The 19,660-nt window shown below is 63.1% G+C and carries 11 protein-coding genes; 8 read left to right on the forward strand and 3 right to left on the reverse strand.

All coding sequences use genetic code 11. The features are described from left to right. Positions 1 to 6 precede the first annotated feature (6 nt). Entirely contained in the window at positions 7 to 846 is an 840-nt protein-coding gene (locus tag AC58NV_RS22610; protein WP_497229166.1) for an EamA family transporter, read from the forward strand. 32 nt (positions 847 to 878) lie between these two features. Here AC58NV_RS22610 and AC58NV_RS22615 read toward each other — a convergent pair whose 3' ends face one another. Continuing rightward, positions 879 to 3,830, reverse strand: a complete 2,952-nt coding sequence (locus tag AC58NV_RS22615; protein ID WP_497229167.1) for a PAS domain S-box protein — start codon at positions 3,828 to 3,830, stop codon at positions 879 to 881. Between the two features lie 182 nt (positions 3,831 to 4,012). Continuing rightward, a complete protein-coding gene (locus AC58NV_RS22620; protein ID WP_497229168.1) occupies positions 4,013 to 6,361 on the reverse strand; it encodes a methyl-accepting chemotaxis protein in 2,349 nt (782 codons plus the stop codon). Between the two features lie 457 nt (positions 6,362 to 6,818). Here AC58NV_RS22620 and AC58NV_RS22625 point away from each other — a divergent pair, with 457 nt between their 5' ends. From AC58NV_RS22625 to fdhF, 5 genes are all read left to right on the forward strand, one after another. Further along, the gene (locus AC58NV_RS22625; protein WP_497229169.1) at positions 6,819 to 9,320 is read left to right on the forward strand and encodes a Hint domain-containing protein; all 2,502 of its coding nucleotides are present in this window, start codon (positions 6,819 to 6,821) and stop codon (positions 9,318 to 9,320) included. A gap of 340 nt (positions 9,321 to 9,660) precedes the next feature. Beyond that, positions 9,661 to 10,185, forward strand: coding sequence for a winged helix DNA-binding protein (locus tag AC58NV_RS22630; RefSeq protein WP_497229170.1), 525 nt, complete (start codon positions 9,661 to 9,663; stop codon positions 10,183 to 10,185). A 52-nt stretch (positions 10,186 to 10,237) separates the two neighbouring features. Then, a complete protein-coding gene (locus AC58NV_RS22635) occupies positions 10,238 to 11,149 on the forward strand; it encodes a LysR family transcriptional regulator (protein WP_497229171.1) in 912 nt (303 codons plus the stop codon). Between the two features lie 93 nt (positions 11,150 to 11,242). Continuing rightward, positions 11,243 to 12,931: an NAD(P)H-dependent oxidoreductase subunit E gene (locus tag AC58NV_RS22640; protein ID WP_497229172.1), complete on the forward strand. Its 1,689-nt coding sequence runs from the start codon at positions 11,243 to 11,245 to the stop codon at positions 12,929 to 12,931. A gap of 3 nt (positions 12,932 to 12,934) precedes the next feature. After that, positions 12,935 to 15,709, forward strand: coding sequence for a formate dehydrogenase subunit alpha (gene fdhF / locus AC58NV_RS22645; RefSeq protein WP_497229173.1), 2,775 nt, complete (start codon positions 12,935 to 12,937; stop codon positions 15,707 to 15,709). Positions 15,710 to 15,992: 283 nt separating this feature from the next. On the opposite strand, the gene AC58NV_RS22650 is transcribed toward fdhF, so the two are convergent. After that, the gene (locus AC58NV_RS22650; protein ID WP_497229174.1) at positions 15,993 to 16,607 is read right to left on the reverse strand and encodes a TetR/AcrR family transcriptional regulator; all 615 of its coding nucleotides are present in this window, start codon (positions 16,605 to 16,607) and stop codon (positions 15,993 to 15,995) included. A 130-nt stretch (positions 16,608 to 16,737) separates the two neighbouring features. Here AC58NV_RS22650 and AC58NV_RS22655 point away from each other — a divergent pair, with 130 nt between their 5' ends. Both AC58NV_RS22655 and AC58NV_RS22660 read left to right on the forward strand, forming a co-directional pair. Beyond that, entirely contained in the window at positions 16,738 to 18,783 is a 2,046-nt protein-coding gene (locus AC58NV_RS22655) for an oxidoreductase (protein ID WP_497229175.1), read from the forward strand. Between the two features lies 1 nt (position 18,784). After that, positions 18,785 to 19,510: an NAD(P)-binding domain-containing protein gene (locus AC58NV_RS22660; RefSeq protein WP_497229176.1), complete on the forward strand. Its 726-nt coding sequence runs from the start codon at positions 18,785 to 18,787 to the stop codon at positions 19,508 to 19,510. Positions 19,511 to 19,660: the final 150 nt, after the last annotated feature.

Below are 19,660 nucleotides of genomic sequence, written 5' to 3' on the forward strand. Positions count from 1 at the left end.
CGTGAAATGACACTTCCTGTAATTGCGATCATCCTGACGGCAGCCCTGCTGCACGCGCTGTGGAACGCCATTGTGAAAACGGCTGCCGACCGTACCACGACGCTGGGGCTGGTGGCATTCGGCCAGGTTATTCCCGGTGCCGTGATGATCGCGGTGCTGCCGCTGCCGTCGGCGGAAAGCTTTCCCTATATCCTGATCTCCACGGTCGTGCATTTCGGCTATTACTTCATGCTGGGCCGCGCCTATCAGCATGGCGATCTGAGCGTGGTGTATCCGATTGCCCGCGGCATTGTGCCGGCGTTGGTTGCCCTGTGGGCAATGGCCTTTGCCGCAGAGGTGCTGCCGCTGCAGGCCTGGGCCGGGATTGCGGTGATCGCCTGCGGCATCCAGCTCAGCAGCTGGAAAGCCTTGCGGTCCGGTGTGGGGCGTGCGGCACTTGGTTTCGCGGCGGGCACCGGATTTTGCATTTCGATCTATTCCGTGGTCGACGGTTTGGGCGTGCGCCTGTCCGGCAATACGCTCAGCTACTGGGCCTGGGGGGCGTTCCTTCATATTTTCATTGCCGGTTTTGTTGCTGTCCGCAAGCGCCGGGCACTGGCTGCCCTGCCCGGAAAAACCTGGGTTTTGGGCATTGCCGGCGGGCTGGTTTCAATGATTGCCTACGGGCTGGTTCTTTATGCCAAGAACTTTGCCCCGCTGGGGGCGGTTTCCGCCCTGCGGGAAACCTCGGTGATCTTTGCGGCCCTGATCGGTTTTGTCTTCCTCAAGGAAGGCTACTGGATGCGGCGGCTGGGCTCGGCGGTGCTGATGGCGGCCGGTGTGGGCCTGATCGGGACAGCTGTCTAAATTTGCGGCCACGGGGCAGGCGGGTGCTGTTGTCAGGCACTGGCCCGGGTATTTTGCGGGACGGATGTTTCTGCCAGCAGCGCTGCGAGGGTGTGCAGGAGCAGAGCCTTCTTCACGGGTTTGGCCAGGAAATGGTCCATTCCCGCATCCATGCAGGCTTGCTGATCGCTTGCAAACGCGTTGGCCGTCAGGGCCACGATGACGGGCTGCCGGATGGCCAGGCTGCGGATTTCCCGGGTGGCACCGATGCCATCGAGAACCGGCATCGACATATCCATCAGAATGATATCCGGCTGCAGCTCCTTGCACATGTCGACCGCGGCGCGGCCGTTTGCGGCTTCGGCCAGCTCCACCGGCTGGCCGCGCAGGTACTTGCGGATCAGCAGCCGGTTGGTCTGATTGTCCTCGGCCAAGAGCACCCGGCAAGGCGCAAGCTGCGGGGGGCTCGCCAGGGCGAGAGGAGCAGGTTCGCTCGTTGCTTCGCCGGCCGGAGCCAGCTGCAGCTCGAGGCGGAAACAGGATCCCTGGCCAAGTTCCGAGAGCACCGATATGCCGCCGCCCATCCGCTTCGCCAGCATGCTGGAGATTGTGAGGCCCAGCCCGGTGCCGCCGAATGCCTTGGTGGTGGCGGCATCAGCCTGGGTGAAGCGGTCAAAGATGTGGCGGGCCTGGTTTTCGGAGATCCCGATGCCGCTGTCCTCGACTTCAACAACCAGGCGGTAGGGATCGCCGGGCGCATGCGAGACCCGGACGGAAATTCTGCCTTCCGTTGTGAATTTCACCGCGTTGCCAATCAGATTGACCAGGATCTGGCGCAAGCGCCCGTCGTCCCCGTGCATCCGTTTCGGCAACCCGTCCAGGTAGCTGATGTCCAGCGGCAGGCCTTTTTCCTGGGCTTTCGGGCGGAACAGATTTGCGGCGCTGCTGACGCAATCGCGCAGATTGAAGTCCTCTGCGGAAATGGAGAATTTCCCGGCTTCCAGCCGTGACAGGTCGAGAATGTCGTTGATGATCTTCAGCAGCGCTTGGGCGGAGCTGCGGATGGTCTCCACGTTTTGCCGCTCATCCGGCGGCAATTCTGCTTCCGCCAGGAGGTCTGCCATCCCGATGATGCCATTCATGGGGGTGCGGATCTCATGGCTCATGTTGGCCAGGAACTCCGACTTGGCGCGGTCGGCCTGTTCCGCAGCCAGCTTGGCCTCGGCTAGCTCGCGTTCACGCTGCTTGCTGTGGGTGATGTCCCGCTCGATGCCGATGATCAGGTCCACATTTCCATCCGCACTCGTCACCGGTACGATGTTGGTGTCAAACCAGACCTCGCCGCCCGATTTGGTGTAGTTGAGAACCTCGTTGTGGTACCGGATGCCAAGGTCCTTGTGCCGGTTCATTTCCTGGATCACGCTGGCATCGGTCTTTGGCCCGTCCAGCAGCTCCGACGGGGTCCGGCCGATGGCATCGGAAGCCAGGTAGCCGGTGGCCCGCGTGAAAGCTTCGTTGACCCAGAGGATCCGCCGGTCTGCGTCTGTCAGGATGATGCTGTCGGAGGCGTGTTTGGCCACCAGCGACAGGCGGTGCAGCTCCGCCTGCTGCTTTTGAAGTTCGGCATGGGCCTGTTCCAGGGCCTGCTTGCCCTGTTTCAGCTCGCTGTTGCGTTCGGACAGGGTCTGGTTGGCGCGGATCAGTTCCTCGCGCAGGCGGACATCTTCGGACACGTTCCAGTTGACGCCGATCATCCAGTGCCGGCCCTGCGCGTCGGTGAACGGGCTTGCCAGCGCCCGGATGTGCTTGACCGTGCCATCGTCCAGAACGATCCGGAAGTCAGAGGCGAAATGCGCTTTGCTCTGTTCTGCCGCTTGCAGCGCTTCAGCAACCCGGCCGCGGTCTTCCGGGTGCAGCCTTTCGTCCCAGGCTGCCCCGGCCAGCGGGGCCTGATCCTCAGGGATGCCGTACAATTCATACATGCGGCTGTCCCAGCTGACTCGCTGGTTTTCCGCATCGCATTCCCAGATCCCGACCCTGGAGGTTTTGACCGCAATCTCCAGCCGCCGCGAGACGGCTTCCAGTTCGGCCTCCCGGTTGCGCAGCTTGCCGATGACCGTTTGCCGTGCTGCGGACAGCCGCCCGGCGAGGAAGGTGGGAAACACAATCAGAGTGCCGGCCGCCAGCAGGGCAAGCCGCAGCTGCCACAGGTTGGCAGGGTTCTCCTGCCAGCCGCCGTGCGGACGGGCCGCCAGCTGCCAGGTGCCGGCGGGTAGGCTGATGTCCAAGACCACCGGGTGGTCGGAAAGAATGCCGGTTGAGCCGAAAAACTGGCGGCCCGCCGCGCCGGTGCCGTCCCGCCCGGTCAATGCGATGTCCGGCCCGTTGCCGCCGTTTAAGCCGGTTGCCGCGTATAGGGTCTCGGTTTCAACAACCGCCGACAGAATGCCCCAGAACTGCCGTTCTTCCCCGCTGCCGGTAAAAATCGGAAGGCGGTAAATGAAGCCGGAGCCGCCTTGGACGAGGTCAACCGGGCCGGCCAGGACCATGTCGCCGCTGTCGCGCACCCGGTGTGCGGCAGCGCGTTGGGCGTCGTTCTTGTTGTAGTCCAGCCCGACGACGGCCTCGTTGCCTTTCATCGGGTGAATCAAAGACACCACAAGACCGGGTGCTGCCGCGATATGCCGGATGGCGGTCTTTCCCTCCAGCACCTGTGCGGCAATCCGGCTGAAGCGTTCCTGGCCCATGCCCGGTTCCGTCGCCAGCATGGCCGCCAGGCCGCGCAGGCGCTGGTAGTCGCCGTTCAGCTGACCTTCAAGGCGGGACTTGATCATCCCCGCCGCCTGCTGGGTATCGGCGCGCTGGGACTGGTAGTGGATCGTGGCGTTTTGCCTTTCGGCATACAGCCCCGCAGCGCAGACCACTGCCAAGGCAAGCAGGGCAGGCAGGTAGGTCCTGTTGCTGAGTGCGCGCAGCCAGCTTGCGGGGAGTTTAGAAACGGCCATCCAGCCACCTTTGCTATTTCAAAAACACTGTTGGCAACAGCGGCCTTAAACTGCGCCACGTGTTCGGTTCTGGTCCATTTTCCTTTTAAAGTCTGAATATCCGGTTTTCACAATATGATTGCTGCTGGCGGCTGCCCAAGTGTGGCACAAGCGGCAGCCACCGTAGGTCATTTGCAGACGGGTTAGAAGTCCTGCCATTTTGCCAAGGCAGCCGATCCGTCCGAAACAGGCACAGCGGCCGGCGCCTCCGGCATCTCATCCCAGCCGGTTCCATGGGCGGAGGGAAGGCCCGGCTGCGGATTCCGGCGCGGTGCGGGCATTTCCAGACCGACGTTGAATTGCGCCACCAGCCCCGCCAGGTTGGAGGCATCGCCGTTCAGAAGCTGGCCCGCCGCGGTCATCTGCTCGACCATTGCGGCATTCTGCTGGGTGACCTGGTCAAGCTGCATAACACCGGTATTGATCTCGCCGATGCCTGTCGACTGCTCTGCCGCGCCTTCGGCAATGGCCGAGACCAGGCCGGAAATATGCGACACCTGCGAGACGATGCTGTGAAGCGCCTCGCCGGCCTTGCCAACCAGGTCAACGCCCTTTTCAACCTGTTCGCCGGAATTGGAAATCAGCGTCTTGATCTCCATGGCCGCATCCGAGGAGCGCTGTGCCAGCGCCCTTACTTCGGAGGCGACGACGGCAAAGCCGCGCCCTGCCTCGCCGGCGCGGGCGGCTTCGACCCCCGCATTCAGGGCCAGCAGGTTGGTCTGGAAGGCAATGTCGTCGATCACGCCGATGATCTGGGAAATGTGGCGGGAGGATTCCTCGATTCCATTCATTGCGGTGACTGCGTTCTGCACAACCTCGCCGCTGGCCGTTGCCTCGTCCCGGGCTTCGTTCATGGCGGTTTCCACCTTGCGCGCGCCATCCGCGGCGGCCTTGACGCTGGCGGTCATCTGATCCAGCGCCGCCGCGGTCTGTTCCAGCGTTGCAGCCTGGCTTTCGGTGCGCTGCGACAAGTCGTCGGAGGCCTGGCTGATCTCCGAGGTGCCGTTGCGGATGCTGGTGGTGGCCTCCACCACTTCGCGGACGGTTGCGTTCAGCGTGTCGACTGTCTGGTTGAAGTCCTGCCGCAGGCCTTTGTAGGCTTCAGGGAAGGGCGCATCGATCGTGGTTGAGAAGTCGCCCTGGGCCAGATGTGTTAGCCCGGTGCGCAATTCATTCACCACATGATCCTGCTCGCGCTGTGCTTCTGCCCGTTCCTGTTCGGCAAGCTGGGCGTTTTGCAGATCGGTTTTAAAGCCTTCCAGGATGCCCGCGATATTGCCGAATTCATCGCCGGTACCCAGACCGGCAACCGGGTGGTCATAGTCCTTGGCGGCAATATGTTCGACGCTGTCCGACAGGCGGGACACCTTGCGCGCAATGCCGCGGGCAGCAATCCACGAGAGCAGGGCAACCGCGAGGGCAACGCCAACGGCCTGCAGCATGGAGGCATTGACCAGGCTTTTCTCGGCCGCCAGGGCCTCGGCGCTGTCGACCTCCAGCACAATTCCCCAAGTGCGGTCGTCCAGACCGACGCTTGCAGCCATCGCCTCAACCGGCTGGCCCGCGAGACCGGGGGTGCCGGAAAAGCTGCTTTCCCCGCCGCTGAGCGCCGCGGTGATCTGCTGCAGTTCAGGCAGCTTTGTCAGGACCTGATGGCCGCCGTCGCGATCCGATGCGGTCAGGGCGATGCCGTCGCCGCGCACCAGATAAGCCTGCCCGGTTTCGCCGAGCAGCGCTGAATGGGACAGAATGCCGGCAATGCCGTGGACTGGCACGCGCAGAACCAGCGCCCCCATGATCGCGCCTTTCTTGAAGACGGGCGAGGAGATGAACATGGCAGCTGCACCGCCATCGGCCTCATATGCGGCCATTTCCGACAGGTGCACGTTGCCCTGCTCCATCTCCAGGGCGGCGCGGAAGGCCAGGCCCAGCCCGCTGTCCTTGTACGGCCCGTCCAGATAGTTCAGGGCGAAGTCTTCGTTCTTGTGGACCGAGTAGACCATGTTGCCCTGCACATCCAAAAGATAGGCGTCCAGGAACCCCTGTTCCTCGAGGAAGGTGACAAAGCCGGTGTGGTTCATCTTGTGGCGGATCGACCACGCAGATTTGTCCTTGGCGTCCAGCAGCTTGTAGCGCTCGCCCGCCGGGTTCGGGTTGCCATCGGCATACGTGGCGCGCAGATAGCTGCTGGGATCGTCGCCAAGCGAGTAGAACCCGTTGGAGAAGTCGCGCAGCGCTGTTTCGACCGCCTTGCTGGCAACCAGCGTCCGGGTCTGGGACCGCAGCCCCGCAACCCAGTTCTCCAGCGCCTCCTTGCGCTCTTCCAGCAGCGTGGCATAGGCCGCCTCGCGGTTGGTTTTCAGCGCCTGCCCGGCCTCCCAGGCAAAGAAAAAGCCCGAAGCGAGCGTCAGCAAGATTGTCGGCGCGGCAATGGAGAGCGGCAGCTTGCGGCCCAGCCGCATGTTGTTCCAGAATTTAAACAGTCGTGTCATAACGGCGAAGTTCCCATCAACATTTCAGTCTGCCGGACTGCCTGAAAGCGGCCTTTGGCGATGCCAGCCAGGAGGTGCTGGACGTCAAAACACTCAGAGGGATTCATTTCCGGGCCGTTAAAATGCATGCTGCGGCCTGTTTTTTGGGCGAATTGGCGGCCTAGGGCGGCAAAAATAAAGTTCCAATTCGATCAGAACACCTCCAGGGCAGTGCGAATCATGCGCAAGCCTGCAGGGGGAACGATGCCCCTGCCCTTGACCCTACACGGCCGAGCACCGCCGCAGGGCATGCTGGCCTTTCAGCGAAGGCCTAAGGCGAAATTTCACCGCTTCTGGCGGATTTACCTTTCCTTACCGGAGGAACGTGTATCGAGGAGCGCAGCAAAGGCGCCTTTGCCGAAACACTATGGCCGTTTTGGCCGCGCGCCCGGGACAGGCCGATACACGAGAACATAATATGCCTAAACCTGACTGGCTTGCCGGCATTCTTGCGACCCTCAAAGGTACAGGGGGCAAAGACAAAATTGCGGGAACCACCGGCGATGACATCATCGAAGCAGGGAAGGGCGCTGACACCGTTGCCGGTGAAGAAGGCAGCGATCTCATTGAGGCCGGCGAAGGTGATGACGTTGTCTATGGCGACATGGGCGACGGGTTCAATCAGGGCGCGGACGCCAGCCCGCTTGAGCTGGATATCAACAACATCCAGAGCATCTCGCATGACGGCTGGACGGGGTCCGCGGGAAATTACGCTGTCTTCAGCGATGTTGCGGCACTGGAGGATGGCACCAAGGTCTGGGGCAAGCTGGTCCTGGTGGAGAAATCCAATTCGAACATGTCGGTGCGGTTCGGGTATACCGAAGGTGCGGAAATCCTGCTGCGAGGGGATCAGGCCGGAGATCAGGCGACATTCCGGCTGGAATTCTTTGACCCGGCGACGGGTGAGCCGGTCTATCTGAATTCCACCGCCACTTTCAACGATATCGATGACAACAGCGGTTACGGCGACGCTGAGGCGGTTATCATCGACGGCAGCAGCTTCACCTCCTTCGGTGTTTCTTCGGACACCTCTCTCAATACCTCAACCGACGGCAATATGGTCACGGCCGCCGGGACGCAGTTCAACGCGTACACCGATCAGAGCGCCTGGTTCTCTGCCGGGTTCGAGGACCAGTCGTCAATTGAGTTCACCCTTCAAACCCGCGACGGGCTGGCGGGGTTCACCCTGTCCGGCGATGTCATCGACGATCCGGTTGTCACCCCCATCGAGCAAGGCGCCGACACCGTGCTGGGCGGTGAGGGCAATGACATCGTATACGGCCAGGGCGGCAATGACTCCCTGTTGGGGGAGGAGGGCGACGACAGTCTGGATGGCGGTGACGGCGACGACATTCTGGAAGGCGGGGCTGGCGCCGATACGCTGATAGGCGGGGCAGGCGGCGATACCCTCTCCGGCGGCGGCGGCAATGACTACATCGAAGGCGGTGCAGGCAACGACAGCCTGACCACCGGACTGGGCAACGACACGCTGATCGGCGGTGCAGGCAACGACACCCTCAGAAACTCGGCCGGGGACGACAGTCTTGTCGGCGGCACCGGCGATGACAGCATTGTTGCAACCGACGGCAACGACACCCTGGAAGGCGGTGACGGTGCCGACACCATGTACGGCGGCAATGACGACGACCTGCTGGTTGGCGGCAGCGGTGCCGACGAGATGCACGGCGAGGCCGGTGCCGATACTTTCGAGATGTCGGACGGGTTCGGCAATGACACCCTGACCGGCGGCGAGGCCGGCAATGACTATGACACCGTTGACGTCTCGGGTGTCACCACCGGCGTCACCGTCACCTATACCGGTGACGAGGCGGGCGCCATCACCGACGGCACCGGCACGATCGCCTTCTCCGAAATTGAGGCAATGAACCTCACGGATCAGGACGACGTGGTCGATGCAACGGCTGACAATGCCGGCGCTGCAATTGATGCGGGCGCGGGTGATGACACAGTCGCCTTTGGGGCCGGAAATGATTCCATCACCAGCGGTTCCGGCTATGACGAACTGATCCTGAGCGGCGGTGGCGGCACGGACACCATCAGCGATTTCAGCATCGCCGACGACGACAGCAACGGCTTTTACAATGACCAGCTGGACATCTCCGACCTGACCGGCGGCACCGGGCCGGCCGGTGCCGTCCGCGCCTGGGACATCTCAGTCAGCGATGATGGTTCTGGCAATGCTCTGCTCACCTTCCCGAGCGGTGAAAAGCTTGTCCTGCAGGGGGTGGCCCCGGCCCAGATGTCAACCGCGCCGCAGATGCACGCTGCCGGCATTCCCTGCTTCACACCGGATGTCCTGCTGGCCACCCAGCGCGGAGCAGTGCCGGCCGGGCAGATTCGTGTGGGCGACCTGTTGCAAACGGCCGACAATGGCTATCAGCCGGTGATCTGGACCGGCAGCCGCACCCTGGGCCCGGCAGAGCTGGCGCGGCGCCCGCATCTGAAGCCCTACCGCGTTCGCCCCGGCGGCTTGCTGGCCCCGGAGCGGCCGATGCTGCTGTCCCCGCAGCACCGCCTGTTGGCCGGCCGCAAGACCTTTGGCAGGGACCGGCCAATTGAAGAAAGCTTCCTGTCTGCCAAGCTGCTGGCGGAAATCGATCCGAATTGCACGCAGTTGATCCGTGCAACCGGCCCTGTCACCTATGTGCATCTGATGACTGAGCAGCACGAGGTGGTTTTTGCCGAAGGCATCGCAACGGAAACCTTCTGGCCCGGTCCGGAGGCGGTCCGCGGCTTGTCCGCTGACGGCAGACGGGAACTGTTTGACCTGTTCCCCGAATTGGCTGCCGCGCTTTGCCTGTCCGGTGAACCCGGCAAGGCACAGGTGCGCGCGGCCTATGGGGGGCTTGCCCGTTACGCCATCAAGCGGCGAGATCTGCGGCAGCTTGCAATGGTCTGAGCTATCTCGGCCGGAACGCTGGCCATGCCGGGTGGCGGCGTCCTGCACATCCGGCTTGGCGGCGCCGAAGCCTGGTTCCGCTTCTTCACCTGCTAAGCGCGCCCTGAGTCATTGTTCAGCGTGCGCCCAAGCGGCTGCAATACACGTCTGGGTATTGCAGTCCGGCGGATTTGATTGGATATGTTGCGGGTCATTTGAATTGGATTTTCGGAATATGGCCCGGCATCCCCGGCAGGGGGAGCGGTTGCATTCGATTGTTTGCCGGGCAGGCGCTGCACGCGCCGGATATTCTGATCCGCAGTAATTGTGCCGTTTCAGGCAAAATTTTTGGAGTTGTTCGTTGGATCATTCAGTCGGCCCTTCCACCTTTTCACACCTGTCTGCCGAACTGGCCAAGGATAAGCTGCGCAGCCTGGAAATGGCGGTGCAGCGGGCGCATGAAGGCCTGATCCGCTGGCAGTCAGAAAGCTTTGAACAGTTGAGCAGCGTGCCGCTGTCGGGGGCGGAAATCACCCTGCTGCTGCTGATCGGAGATGGCGGCCGGCCCATATCGATCAAGGAAATGGCCCGGGTCACCAATCGGGTGGATATTCCCAACATCCAGTACTCCCTGCGCAAACTGGCGTCCGCCGGGCTGACCCGCAAGCAGGGGGCCGGCCGCTCGGGGGTGTCCTACAGCCTGACGGAAGAGGGAAACCGGGTTGCCGCTGAAATGCAATCCGTGAGGGACGGCCTGCTGCTGCAGGCGCTTGCGGACCGGCCGGAGATGGCGGAGCAGCTGGATAGCGCCCTGGCGGTTCTGGAGGAATTAACCGGGTTTTACGGGTCCGGGGCACGTCCCGCAGGCGCTGACAGCCAGGGCTGAACCGGCAACTGTTCCATTGTACAGACCGGCAGCAGCGGCTTAAGGTTCCGTCATGATCGAACTCAAGGACCTTATGCTGCTGACAGCGCTGGCGCGGCACAAGCATTTCGCCAAGGCAGCCGCTGATTGCGGCATGTCGCAGCCGGCCTTTTCCATGCGGATCCGCAATCTGGAAGAGCGGCTGGGCCTGTCCATTGTGCGCCGGGCCAACCGTTTCCAGGGGCTGACGGAGGAAGGCATGATGATCGTGCGCCGGGCGCGCTCGATACTGGATGATGCCAAGGCGCTGGAACAGGAGATCGCCGCAACCCGCGGTGAAGTGAGCGGCACGCTGGTGCTTGGCGTGGTGCCGACCGCCACCGCCTGGGCCGCACAGCTGGTGGACCAGGTGCATCAGGCCTACCCGCGGATTCTGGCGCAGGTGGAGGTCACCACCTCGCTGGCTATCCAGCAGCGGCTGTATGATGGTACAATCGATGCCGGAATTACCTATGCCGACGGCATGGGCCGCGAACTGGTGACAGTGCAGCAGCTGTATGAGGAAAGCTATGTGCTTCTAGCGCCGGAAGACATGGTGGCCGGCCGCGGTGATGCGATCAGCTGGGCGGAAGCGGCTGAACTGCCGCTGAGCCTTTTGGACCAGCAGATGCAGAACCGGCGGATTCTGGACCGGATCTTTTCCGATCTGGGGCTGAGGCCGGAGATCGTTTCCGAGTCCAACGGCTTCATGGCGTCAATGGTGCTGGCGCGGGAAGGCTCGGCAGCAACCATCCTGCCGCGGGCGCTGATGCAGGCGCTGGGCGACCTGGGCGGCACCCGGGTTCTGGCGCTGGTGGAGCCCGAACAGGCGCGGCCGATCTGCATTGCGACTCTGGACCGGACACCGGAACTCACAACTGTGCGCGCTTTGAAAGAGGTAGTTGCGACGTTTGTAGACAATAGGATGCCGCAAATGGCGTCATAAGATTTCCTGATCGTGCAATCCAATTTCCAGATTTGACGATATTCATTCTTGATGGCATTGGCTGAATGAAAGACGTGCTGACTGGAGGATCCCATGGCACCATTGGATGATAGCAAGGGCGTATGGAAGTCCGGCAAAGGCAAGGGCCGCAAGACGCCCAAAGGCCGCCAGGTCGACGACATTGCGCTGAGCGAGGTTCAGGAACTGCTGGGGGACCGCCCGCGCAACCGTGACCTCTTGATTGAGTTCCTGCACCTGATTCAGGACAAATACGGCTGCCTCAGCGCTGCGCATATCCGGGCGCTGGCCGAGGAGATGCGGACCGGTCAGGCAGAAATCTATGAGGTCGCCACCTTCTATGCCCATTTCGATGTGGTGAAGGAAGGCGAGACCCCGCCGCCGGCGCTGACCATCCGGGTCTGTGATTCGCTGTCCTGCGAATTGGCGGGTGCCCAACAGCTGCAGAAGGCGCTGGAAGACGGTCTGGACTCAAGCCAGGTCCGCGTGCTGCGCGCGCCCTGCATGGGCCGCTGCGACACCGCGCCGGTGCTGGAGATCGGCCACAACCATATCGACCACGCCACCGTCGAGAAGGTGGAAGCGGCGATCGCGGCAGACGATACCCACGCGCATGTTCCGGAATACGAGACCTTCGCAGCTTATGAGGCCGAAGGCGGCTATGCCACGCTGAAAGACCTGCGTGCGAATGGCGACTGGGAAGCGGTTCAGGCGAAGGTCAAGGAAGCCGGCCTGCGCGGCCTGGGCGGCGCTGGCTTCCCGTCCGGCACCAAATGGGGCTTTGTCCGCGCCAATGAAGGCCCGCGCTATCTGGCCGTGAACGGCGACGAAGGCGAGCCCGGCACTTTTAAGGACCGTTACTACCTGGAACGCACCCCGCATGTCTTCCTGGAAGGCATGCTGATCGCGTCCTGGGCAGTCGAGGCCGAGAAAGCCTTTATCTACATGCGCGACGAATATCCGGCGGTGCTGGAGATCCTCCGCCGCGAGATCAAGGCGCTGGAAGACGCTGGCATCGTCGAAGAAGGCTATATCGATCTGCGCCGCGGGGCAGGGGCCTATATCTGCGGTGAAGAAAGCGCGATGATCGAGTCGATCGAAGGCAAGCGCGGCGAGCCGCGCCACCGTCCGCCGTTTGTTGCGCAGGTGGGTGTCTTCGGTCGCCCGACCCTGGTCCACAACGTCGAGACCCTGTACTGGGTCTGCAAGATCAACCGCGAAGGCCCGGAGTGCCTGAATTCGGTTGAGAAGAACGGCCGCAAGGGCCTGCGCAGCTACTCGGTGTCGGGCCGGGTGAAGAACCCGGGCGTGCATCTGCTGCCCGCCGGTTCCACCATCACCGATATCATCGAGGCCTGCGGCGGCATGCTGGATGGCCACGCCTTCAAGGCTTATCAGCCGGGCGGGCCCTCCTCGGGCCTGCTGCCCGCGTCGATGAATGACGTTCCGCTCGACTTCGACACGCTGCAGCCGCATGGCACCTTCATCGGCTCCGCTGCCGTGGTGGTGCTGTCCGATCAGGACTCCGCCCGCGACGCGGCGCTGAACATGCTGCGCTTCTTCGAAGATGAAAGCTGCGGTCAGTGCACCCCCTGCCGGGTGGGCTGCGAGAAAGCCGTCAAGCTGATGAGCGAGAAGAAGTGGGATCAGGGCCTGCTGGAAGAGCTGAGCACCGCAATGGTCGACGCCTCGATCTGCGGTCTGGGCCAGGCCGCGCCGAACCCGATCCGCCTGACCATGAAACATTTTCCGGATGAGGTCTGAGCCATGAGCGATAAAGTCACATTCACACTCGATGGCGAACAGGTCACGGCAGAAAAAGGCCTGACCATCTGGGAAGTCGCCAATGGCCGCGGGCTGAAGATCCCGCACCTGTGCCACAAGCCGCAGCCGGGCTACCGCCCGGACGGCAACTGCCGCGCCTGCATGGTGGAGATCGAGGGCGAGCGCACGCTGGCCGCCTCCTGCATCCGTGAACCTGCTGAGGGCATGGTTGTCACCACCAATAACGCGCGTGCCGAAAACGCCCGCAAGATGGTGATGGAACTGCTGGTCGCGGACCAGCCCAAGAAAGAAGAGGCGCACGACAAATCCTCCCACATGTGGGACATGGCTGAGCTGAACGGCGTCACCGAGAGCCGCTTCCCCAAGCTGGAAGAAGGCCGCATCCCGCTGCTCGATGACAGCCACGTTGCAATGAAGGTGAACCTGGACGCCTGTATCTCCTGCGGCCTGTGCGTGCGCGCCTGCCGTGAAGTACAGGTCAACGACGTGATCGGCATGGCCGGCCGCGGCCACGATGCCTATCCGACCTTCGACATCGCTGACCCGATGGGCCAGTCCACCTGCGTGGCCTGCGGTGAATGTGTCCAGGCTTGCCCGACCGGCGCGCTGATGCCCGCCACCGTGCTGGACGAAAACCAGGTTGGCGACAGCAAGGACTACGATTCCGAGACCGAAAGCGTCTGCCCGTTCTGCGGCGTCGGCTGCAAGGTTTCGCTCAAGGTCAAGGACGGCAAGGTCAAGCATGTCGAGGGCATCAACGGCCCGGCAAACGAAGGCCGCCTGTGTGTGAAGGGCCGCTTTGGCTTTGACTACATCCACCACCCGCACCGCCTGACCAAGCCGCTGATCCGCCGCGACGACGCGCCGGCCAAGGGCTTGAACGTCGATCCGGGCAACCTGGCGACCCATTTCCGCGAAGCGACCTGGGAAGAGGCGATGGATCTGGCCGCCAAGGGCCTGATGAAGCTGCGCGATGAAAACCCGAAGTCAGTTGCGGGCTTCGGTTCGGCGAAATGCACCAACGAAGAGGCCTATCTCTTCCAGAAGTTCATCCGCCAGGGTTTCAAGCACAACAACGTGGACCACTGCACCCGCCTGTGCCACGCGTCGTCCGTTGCGGCGCTGATCGAGAACGTCGGCTCAGGCGCGGTGACCGCGACCTTCAACGAGATCGAAAACGCGGATGTGGCGATCGTGATCGGCTCCAACCCGATCGAGAACCACCCGGTGGCTGCGACCTACTTCAAGCAGTTCACCAAGCGCGGCGGCAAGCTGATCGTGATGGATCCGCGCGGCGTCGGCCTGCGCCGGTTCGCCACCGAAATGGTGCAGTTCCGCCCCGGCGCCGATGTGTCGATGCTGAACGCGATCATGAGCGTGATCGTCGAGGAAGGTCTCTACGATCAGGAATACATCGACAAGTACACCGAAAACTGGGAAGCGGAAAAACAGCATCTGGCGCAGTTCACGCCCGAAAAGATGTCGGAGATCTGCGGTGTGTCCCCTGAGCAGCTGCGCAGCGTTGCGCGCATTTTTGCCAAGGGCAAGGCTGGCCTGATTTTCTGGGGCATGGGCGTGTCCCAGCACATCCACGGCACCGACAACTCGCGCTGCCTGATCTCGCTGGCGCTGATGACCGGCAACGTCGGCAAGCCGGGCGCCGGCCTGCACCCGCTGCGCGGCCAGAACAACGTGCAGGGCGCGTCCGACGCGGGCCTGATCCCGATGTTCCTGCCGGATTATCAGACCGTGACCTCGGATGATGTCCGCAAGAGCTTCACCGATGTCTGGGGCGGCGGCGACTTCTCGAACGAGAAGGGTCTCACCGTGACCGAGATCGTGGACGAGGCCTATGCCGGCAACATCAAGGGCATGTACATCCAGGGCGAAAACCCGGCGATGTCCGACCCGGATGCCGATCACGCGCGGGACGCCTTTGCCAAGCTGGAGCTGATGATCGTTCAGGACATCTTCCTGACCGAGACGGCAAACTATGCCGACATCATCCTGCCGGCCTCGGCGCTTTACGAGAAGAACGGCACCGTGTCGAACACCAACCGTCAGGTGCAGCGTGTCCGTCCTGCGGTGGCACCTCCGGGTGAGGCGCGCGAGGATTGGCAGGTCACTGTCGAGCTGGCGCAGCGCATCGGCCTGCCGTGGGACTACAAGGATGTCAGCGAAGTCTTTGCCGAGATGAAGCTGAACATGAAGTCGCTGAACAACATCACTTGGGAGCGTCTGGAAACCGAGACCATCACCTACCCGTCGCTTCATGAGACCGACCCCGGTCAGGCGATCGTGTTCGGTGACGGCTTCCCGCGCCCCGAGGGCCGCGCCCGCTTTACTCCGGCATCCGTCATCCCGCCGGATGAGGCGCCGGATGCGGAGTATCCGATGATCATGACCACCGGCCGCCAGCTGGAGCATTGGCATACCGGGTCGATGACCCGCCGCTCCAAGGTTCTGGATGCGGTGGAGCCGGAGGCGAACTGCTCGCTCAACCCGCGCACGCTCAAGCTGATGGGGATCGAGCCGGGTGAGATGATCCGCCTGTCGACCCGCCGCGGCTCGATCGAGATCATGGCGCGGGCCGACCGGGCCATTGCCGAGGACATGGTGTTTGTGCCTTTTGCCTATGTCGAGGCAGCGGCCAACATCCTGACCAACCCGGCGCTGGACCCCTACGGCAAGATCCCCGAGTTCAAGTTCTCGGCGGTGAAGGTCGAAAAGATCGAAGGGCAGATCGCAGCCGAATAATCCGGCAGTGCTGCTGGAGCTAACAAAGCGGGCGCGGAACCAGGGGTTCCGCGCCCGTTTCTTCTGGTGGCGCCGGGCGGGCGCCCGGCGCGTCAGCGTGCATCATCACCGGAGGGGGTAAGGGCGGCACGTGGAGAGGAGAAATTTCGCTTCGGGCAATGCCCGAAGCGACCCGCGCCGCGCCTTTCAGGCGCGGCGCCCGGCCCAACTGGCGGGCGGGCATCTGTGATGCCAGTCTTGCAGGCGGGAGTGCTCCTTTCAAGGGAAGTACAGCGGTCTGCCCCTATCGGTGCCGGGCCAGGAACCGGTCGAGTTCCCGCTGTTCAGGGCGGGTGCCGGTGAAAACCTCGATCCAGCCGGGCATCAGCGATATCCGGTATTCCGTGCTTTCGTGCACCTGCATCGAGATGTAGCCAATCTGGGTGTAAATCATCGCCCGGGCCCGGATCAGCGCGTCCGCCTCCGGATAGCCGAAGCGTACGAACATATCTGTCATGGCCTGTTCGCGGCGGGCGTCGGCAAGGTCCAGCCTTTCCTGCAGGCCGCTGTCATTGCGGGCCCAGTTGCGGATGGCCAGATCCAGCCTGGCATCAAACAAGTCCGGGTCGATCCAGCAGTCGAACAGGTTGAACATCGCCTCGGCAATGCTTTCGGCATAGGCTTCGGTGCGGGCCACCAGATTGCCGGTATTCCTTTCCTCCCAGCGCCGCACCATCGCTTCCAGCAATTCTTCGCGGTCCTTGAAATGCCAGTAGAAACTGGTGCGCGACACGCCAAGCCGTTTGGCCAGCGGCATCACCTTCACCGCTTCCACGCCGCTCTCGGTCAGCACCTCATAGGCGGCTGTCAGCCAGTCCTCTTCACTCAGCCGCGGGCGGGAAATGTCCTGTGTGTCCATGCGCCAGCCATAGCAGCGGGGCAGGGAAGGCGCAACTTTTCTTGACAGGTGTGAAAGTTTTGTTGACATATATGTCAGGAAGGGGCGTGAGACTCGCCGCCAAGCCACGACACCGTGCCAGGAGACCCCCATGTCCAAGGATCCGCTGCTGCAGCCCTATCAGCTGAAGCACCTGACGCTTCGCAACCGGATCATGACCACCAGCCATGAACCGGCCTATCCGGAAGGCGGCATGCCCAAGGAGCGCTATGCCGCCTATCACGCGGAACGGGCCAAGGCGGGCGTGGCGCTGACGATGACCGCCGGGTCGGCCGCGGTCAGCCGCGACAGCCCGCCGGTCTTCAACAATATCCTGGCCTACAAGGACGAGGTCGTGCCCTGGATCCGCAACCTCACGGATCAAGTGCATGAGCACGGTGCAGCGGTGATGATCCAGCTGACCCACCTGGGCCGCCGCACCGGCTGGAACAAGGGTGACTGGCTGCCGTCCGTCAGCTCCTCGCGCCACCGGGAGCCCGCGCACCGGTCCTTCCCCAAGCTGGCCGAGGACTGGGATATCACCCGCATCATCTCCGACTTTGCCGATGCGGCGGAGCGGATGAAGGAGGGCGGCATGGACGGGATCGAACTGCAGGTCTACGGCCATCTGCTGGATCAGTTCTGGTCGCCTCTGACCAATGATCTGGATGGGCCTTACGGCGGCCAGACGCTGGACAGCCGGATGAAGTTTCCGATGGATGTTCTGCAGGCGGTGCGGGACCGGGTCGGCAGTGAATTCATCGTCGGCCTGCGCTACACCGCGGATGAGGCGGAAGAGGGCGGCATTACCCCGGAAGAGGGGTTGGAAATCTCCAAACGCCTGGCGGACAGCGGCATGGTGGATTTCCTCAACGTGATCCGAGGCCGCATCCACACCGACCCGGCCATGACCGACGTGATCCCGGTGCAGGGCATGAAGTCGGCGCCGCATCTGGACTTTGCAGGTGAAGTGAAGAAGGCAACAGGCATGCCGACGTTCCACGCCGCCCGCATCCCGGATGTGGCAACGGCCCGCCACGCGGTTGCCAGCGGCCTGCTGGACATGGTCGGGATGACCCGCGCCCATATGGCCGACCCGCATATCGTGAAGAAGATCATGGAGGGGCGCGAGGATGATATCCGCCCCTGCGTCGGCGCCACCTATTGCCTGGACCGGATCTACCAGGCGGGGGAGGCGCTGTGCATCCACAATGCCGCCACCGGGCGCGAACTCACGATGCCGCACCAGATCACGCCGGCGGAGACCCGCAGGAAAGTGGTGATCGTTGGTGCCGGGCCGGGCGGGCTGGAGGCCGCGCGGGTGGCGGCAGAGCGCGGCCATGACGTCACCGTCTTCGAAGCTGCAGCAGAACCGGGCGGCCAGGTCCGCCTGACCGCGCAGAACCCGCGCCGGGCTGAGATGATCGGCATCATCGACTGGCGCATGGCGCAATGCGCGGCCCGGGAGGTGGCGTTCCGCTTCAACACCTGGGCCGAAGCAGAGGATGTGCAGGCGCTGGATCCGGATGTCGTGGTTGTGGCGACCGGCGGAGTGCCCTGCATGATGCTGCACGAAACCGGCAGCGACCTTCCTCATGCGGTGTCCAGCTGGGACATCATTTCCGGCGATGTGAAGCCCGCCGGGCATGTGCTGATCTATGACGAAAGCGGCGACCACCCGGGCCTGATGGCAGCTGAAGCTGCGGCAAATGCGGGCGCCAAAGTAGAGGTGATGACCCCCGACCGGACCTTTGCCCCTGACATCATGGGCATGAACCTGGTGCCATACATGCGGGCGCTGCAGGACAAGGATGTCACGTTCACGGTTGCCCGCCGCCTGCAGGGGCTGGCGCGCAGCGGCAGCAGGCTGACGGCGTCCATCGGCACGGACTACAGCCGCCATACCTATCAGGCCGAGTATGATCAGGTGGTGCTGAATTACGGAACCCTGCCGCTCGACGATCTCTATTTTGCGCTCAAGGACGCATCGGCCAACCGGGGCGAGGTGGACCAAAGCGCCCTGATCAGCGGCCGGCCGCAAACGATCCGCGCCAATCCCGCGGGCCGGTTCCAGCTGTTCCGCATCGGCGATGCGGTTTCTGCGCGCAACACTCACGCGGCGATCTATGATGCGCTGCGGCTGATGAAGGAGATCTGATATGCGTCTGGGAGTCCTGGGGTGCGGCACCATCGCCTCCGCTGTGGTGCGGGGGCTGGCGGGCAAGGGCCACCAGATTATTGTCTCGGAACGCAGCGCAAGCCACTCTTCGGCGCTTGCCGAGGCCTTCGATGATGTGGCCGTGGCCGGAAACCAGGCCGTGATCGATGCAAGCGACGTGGTCTTCCTGGGCCTGATGGCGGAGATTGCGGAGACCGTTCTGGGCGGCCTGACCTTCCGGGCGGATCAGCAAGTGGTCTCGTTCATGGCGGGCGCGGAACTGGAGCAGGTTGCGGACTGGGCTGCGCCGGCAACGGCGGCAGCGGTCATGATGCCGTTTCCCGGCATTGCACAGGGCGACTCTCCAATCATGGCCCTCGGGGATACCGCCCTGCTTGGCCGGATTTTCGAGCCGGACAACCAGGTCTTTGCGCTTAAGGACGGGGCGGAGCTGAAGACCTATCTGGCAGCCCAGGCAGTGCTCTCGCCGGCTGCGCGCCTGGTGGGGGATGCTGCGGACTGGCTTGGGCAGCGGGTTTCGGACCCTGCGCAAGGGGAGGCCTTCCTGAGGATGCTGGTGTCCACCAGCCTGCAGGCGTCAGGATGCGCGAGCCTGATCGAGGCGCTGAATACGCCGGGCGGGTTTAATCAGCGGCTGCGGCTGCACATGGAAGAGGCTGGAATGCGCAATGCTCTCGCTGAGGGGTTGAGTGAACTCGAAAGCTGAGTCCGCTTGTGTGGAAATCTGAGGGCGCCGCAGTTTGCGGCGCCCTCTTCGGTTTTTCTTCTGCGTCTGCCGCGTTGCGGCACCGTTGGCGTTCTTCCAGCTGGAAGGAATCGTGGCTGGGTTTCGATACAGGGTTTCTTGGCATTCTTT

Source organism: Leisingera sp. ANG49 (assembly GCF_059694505.1).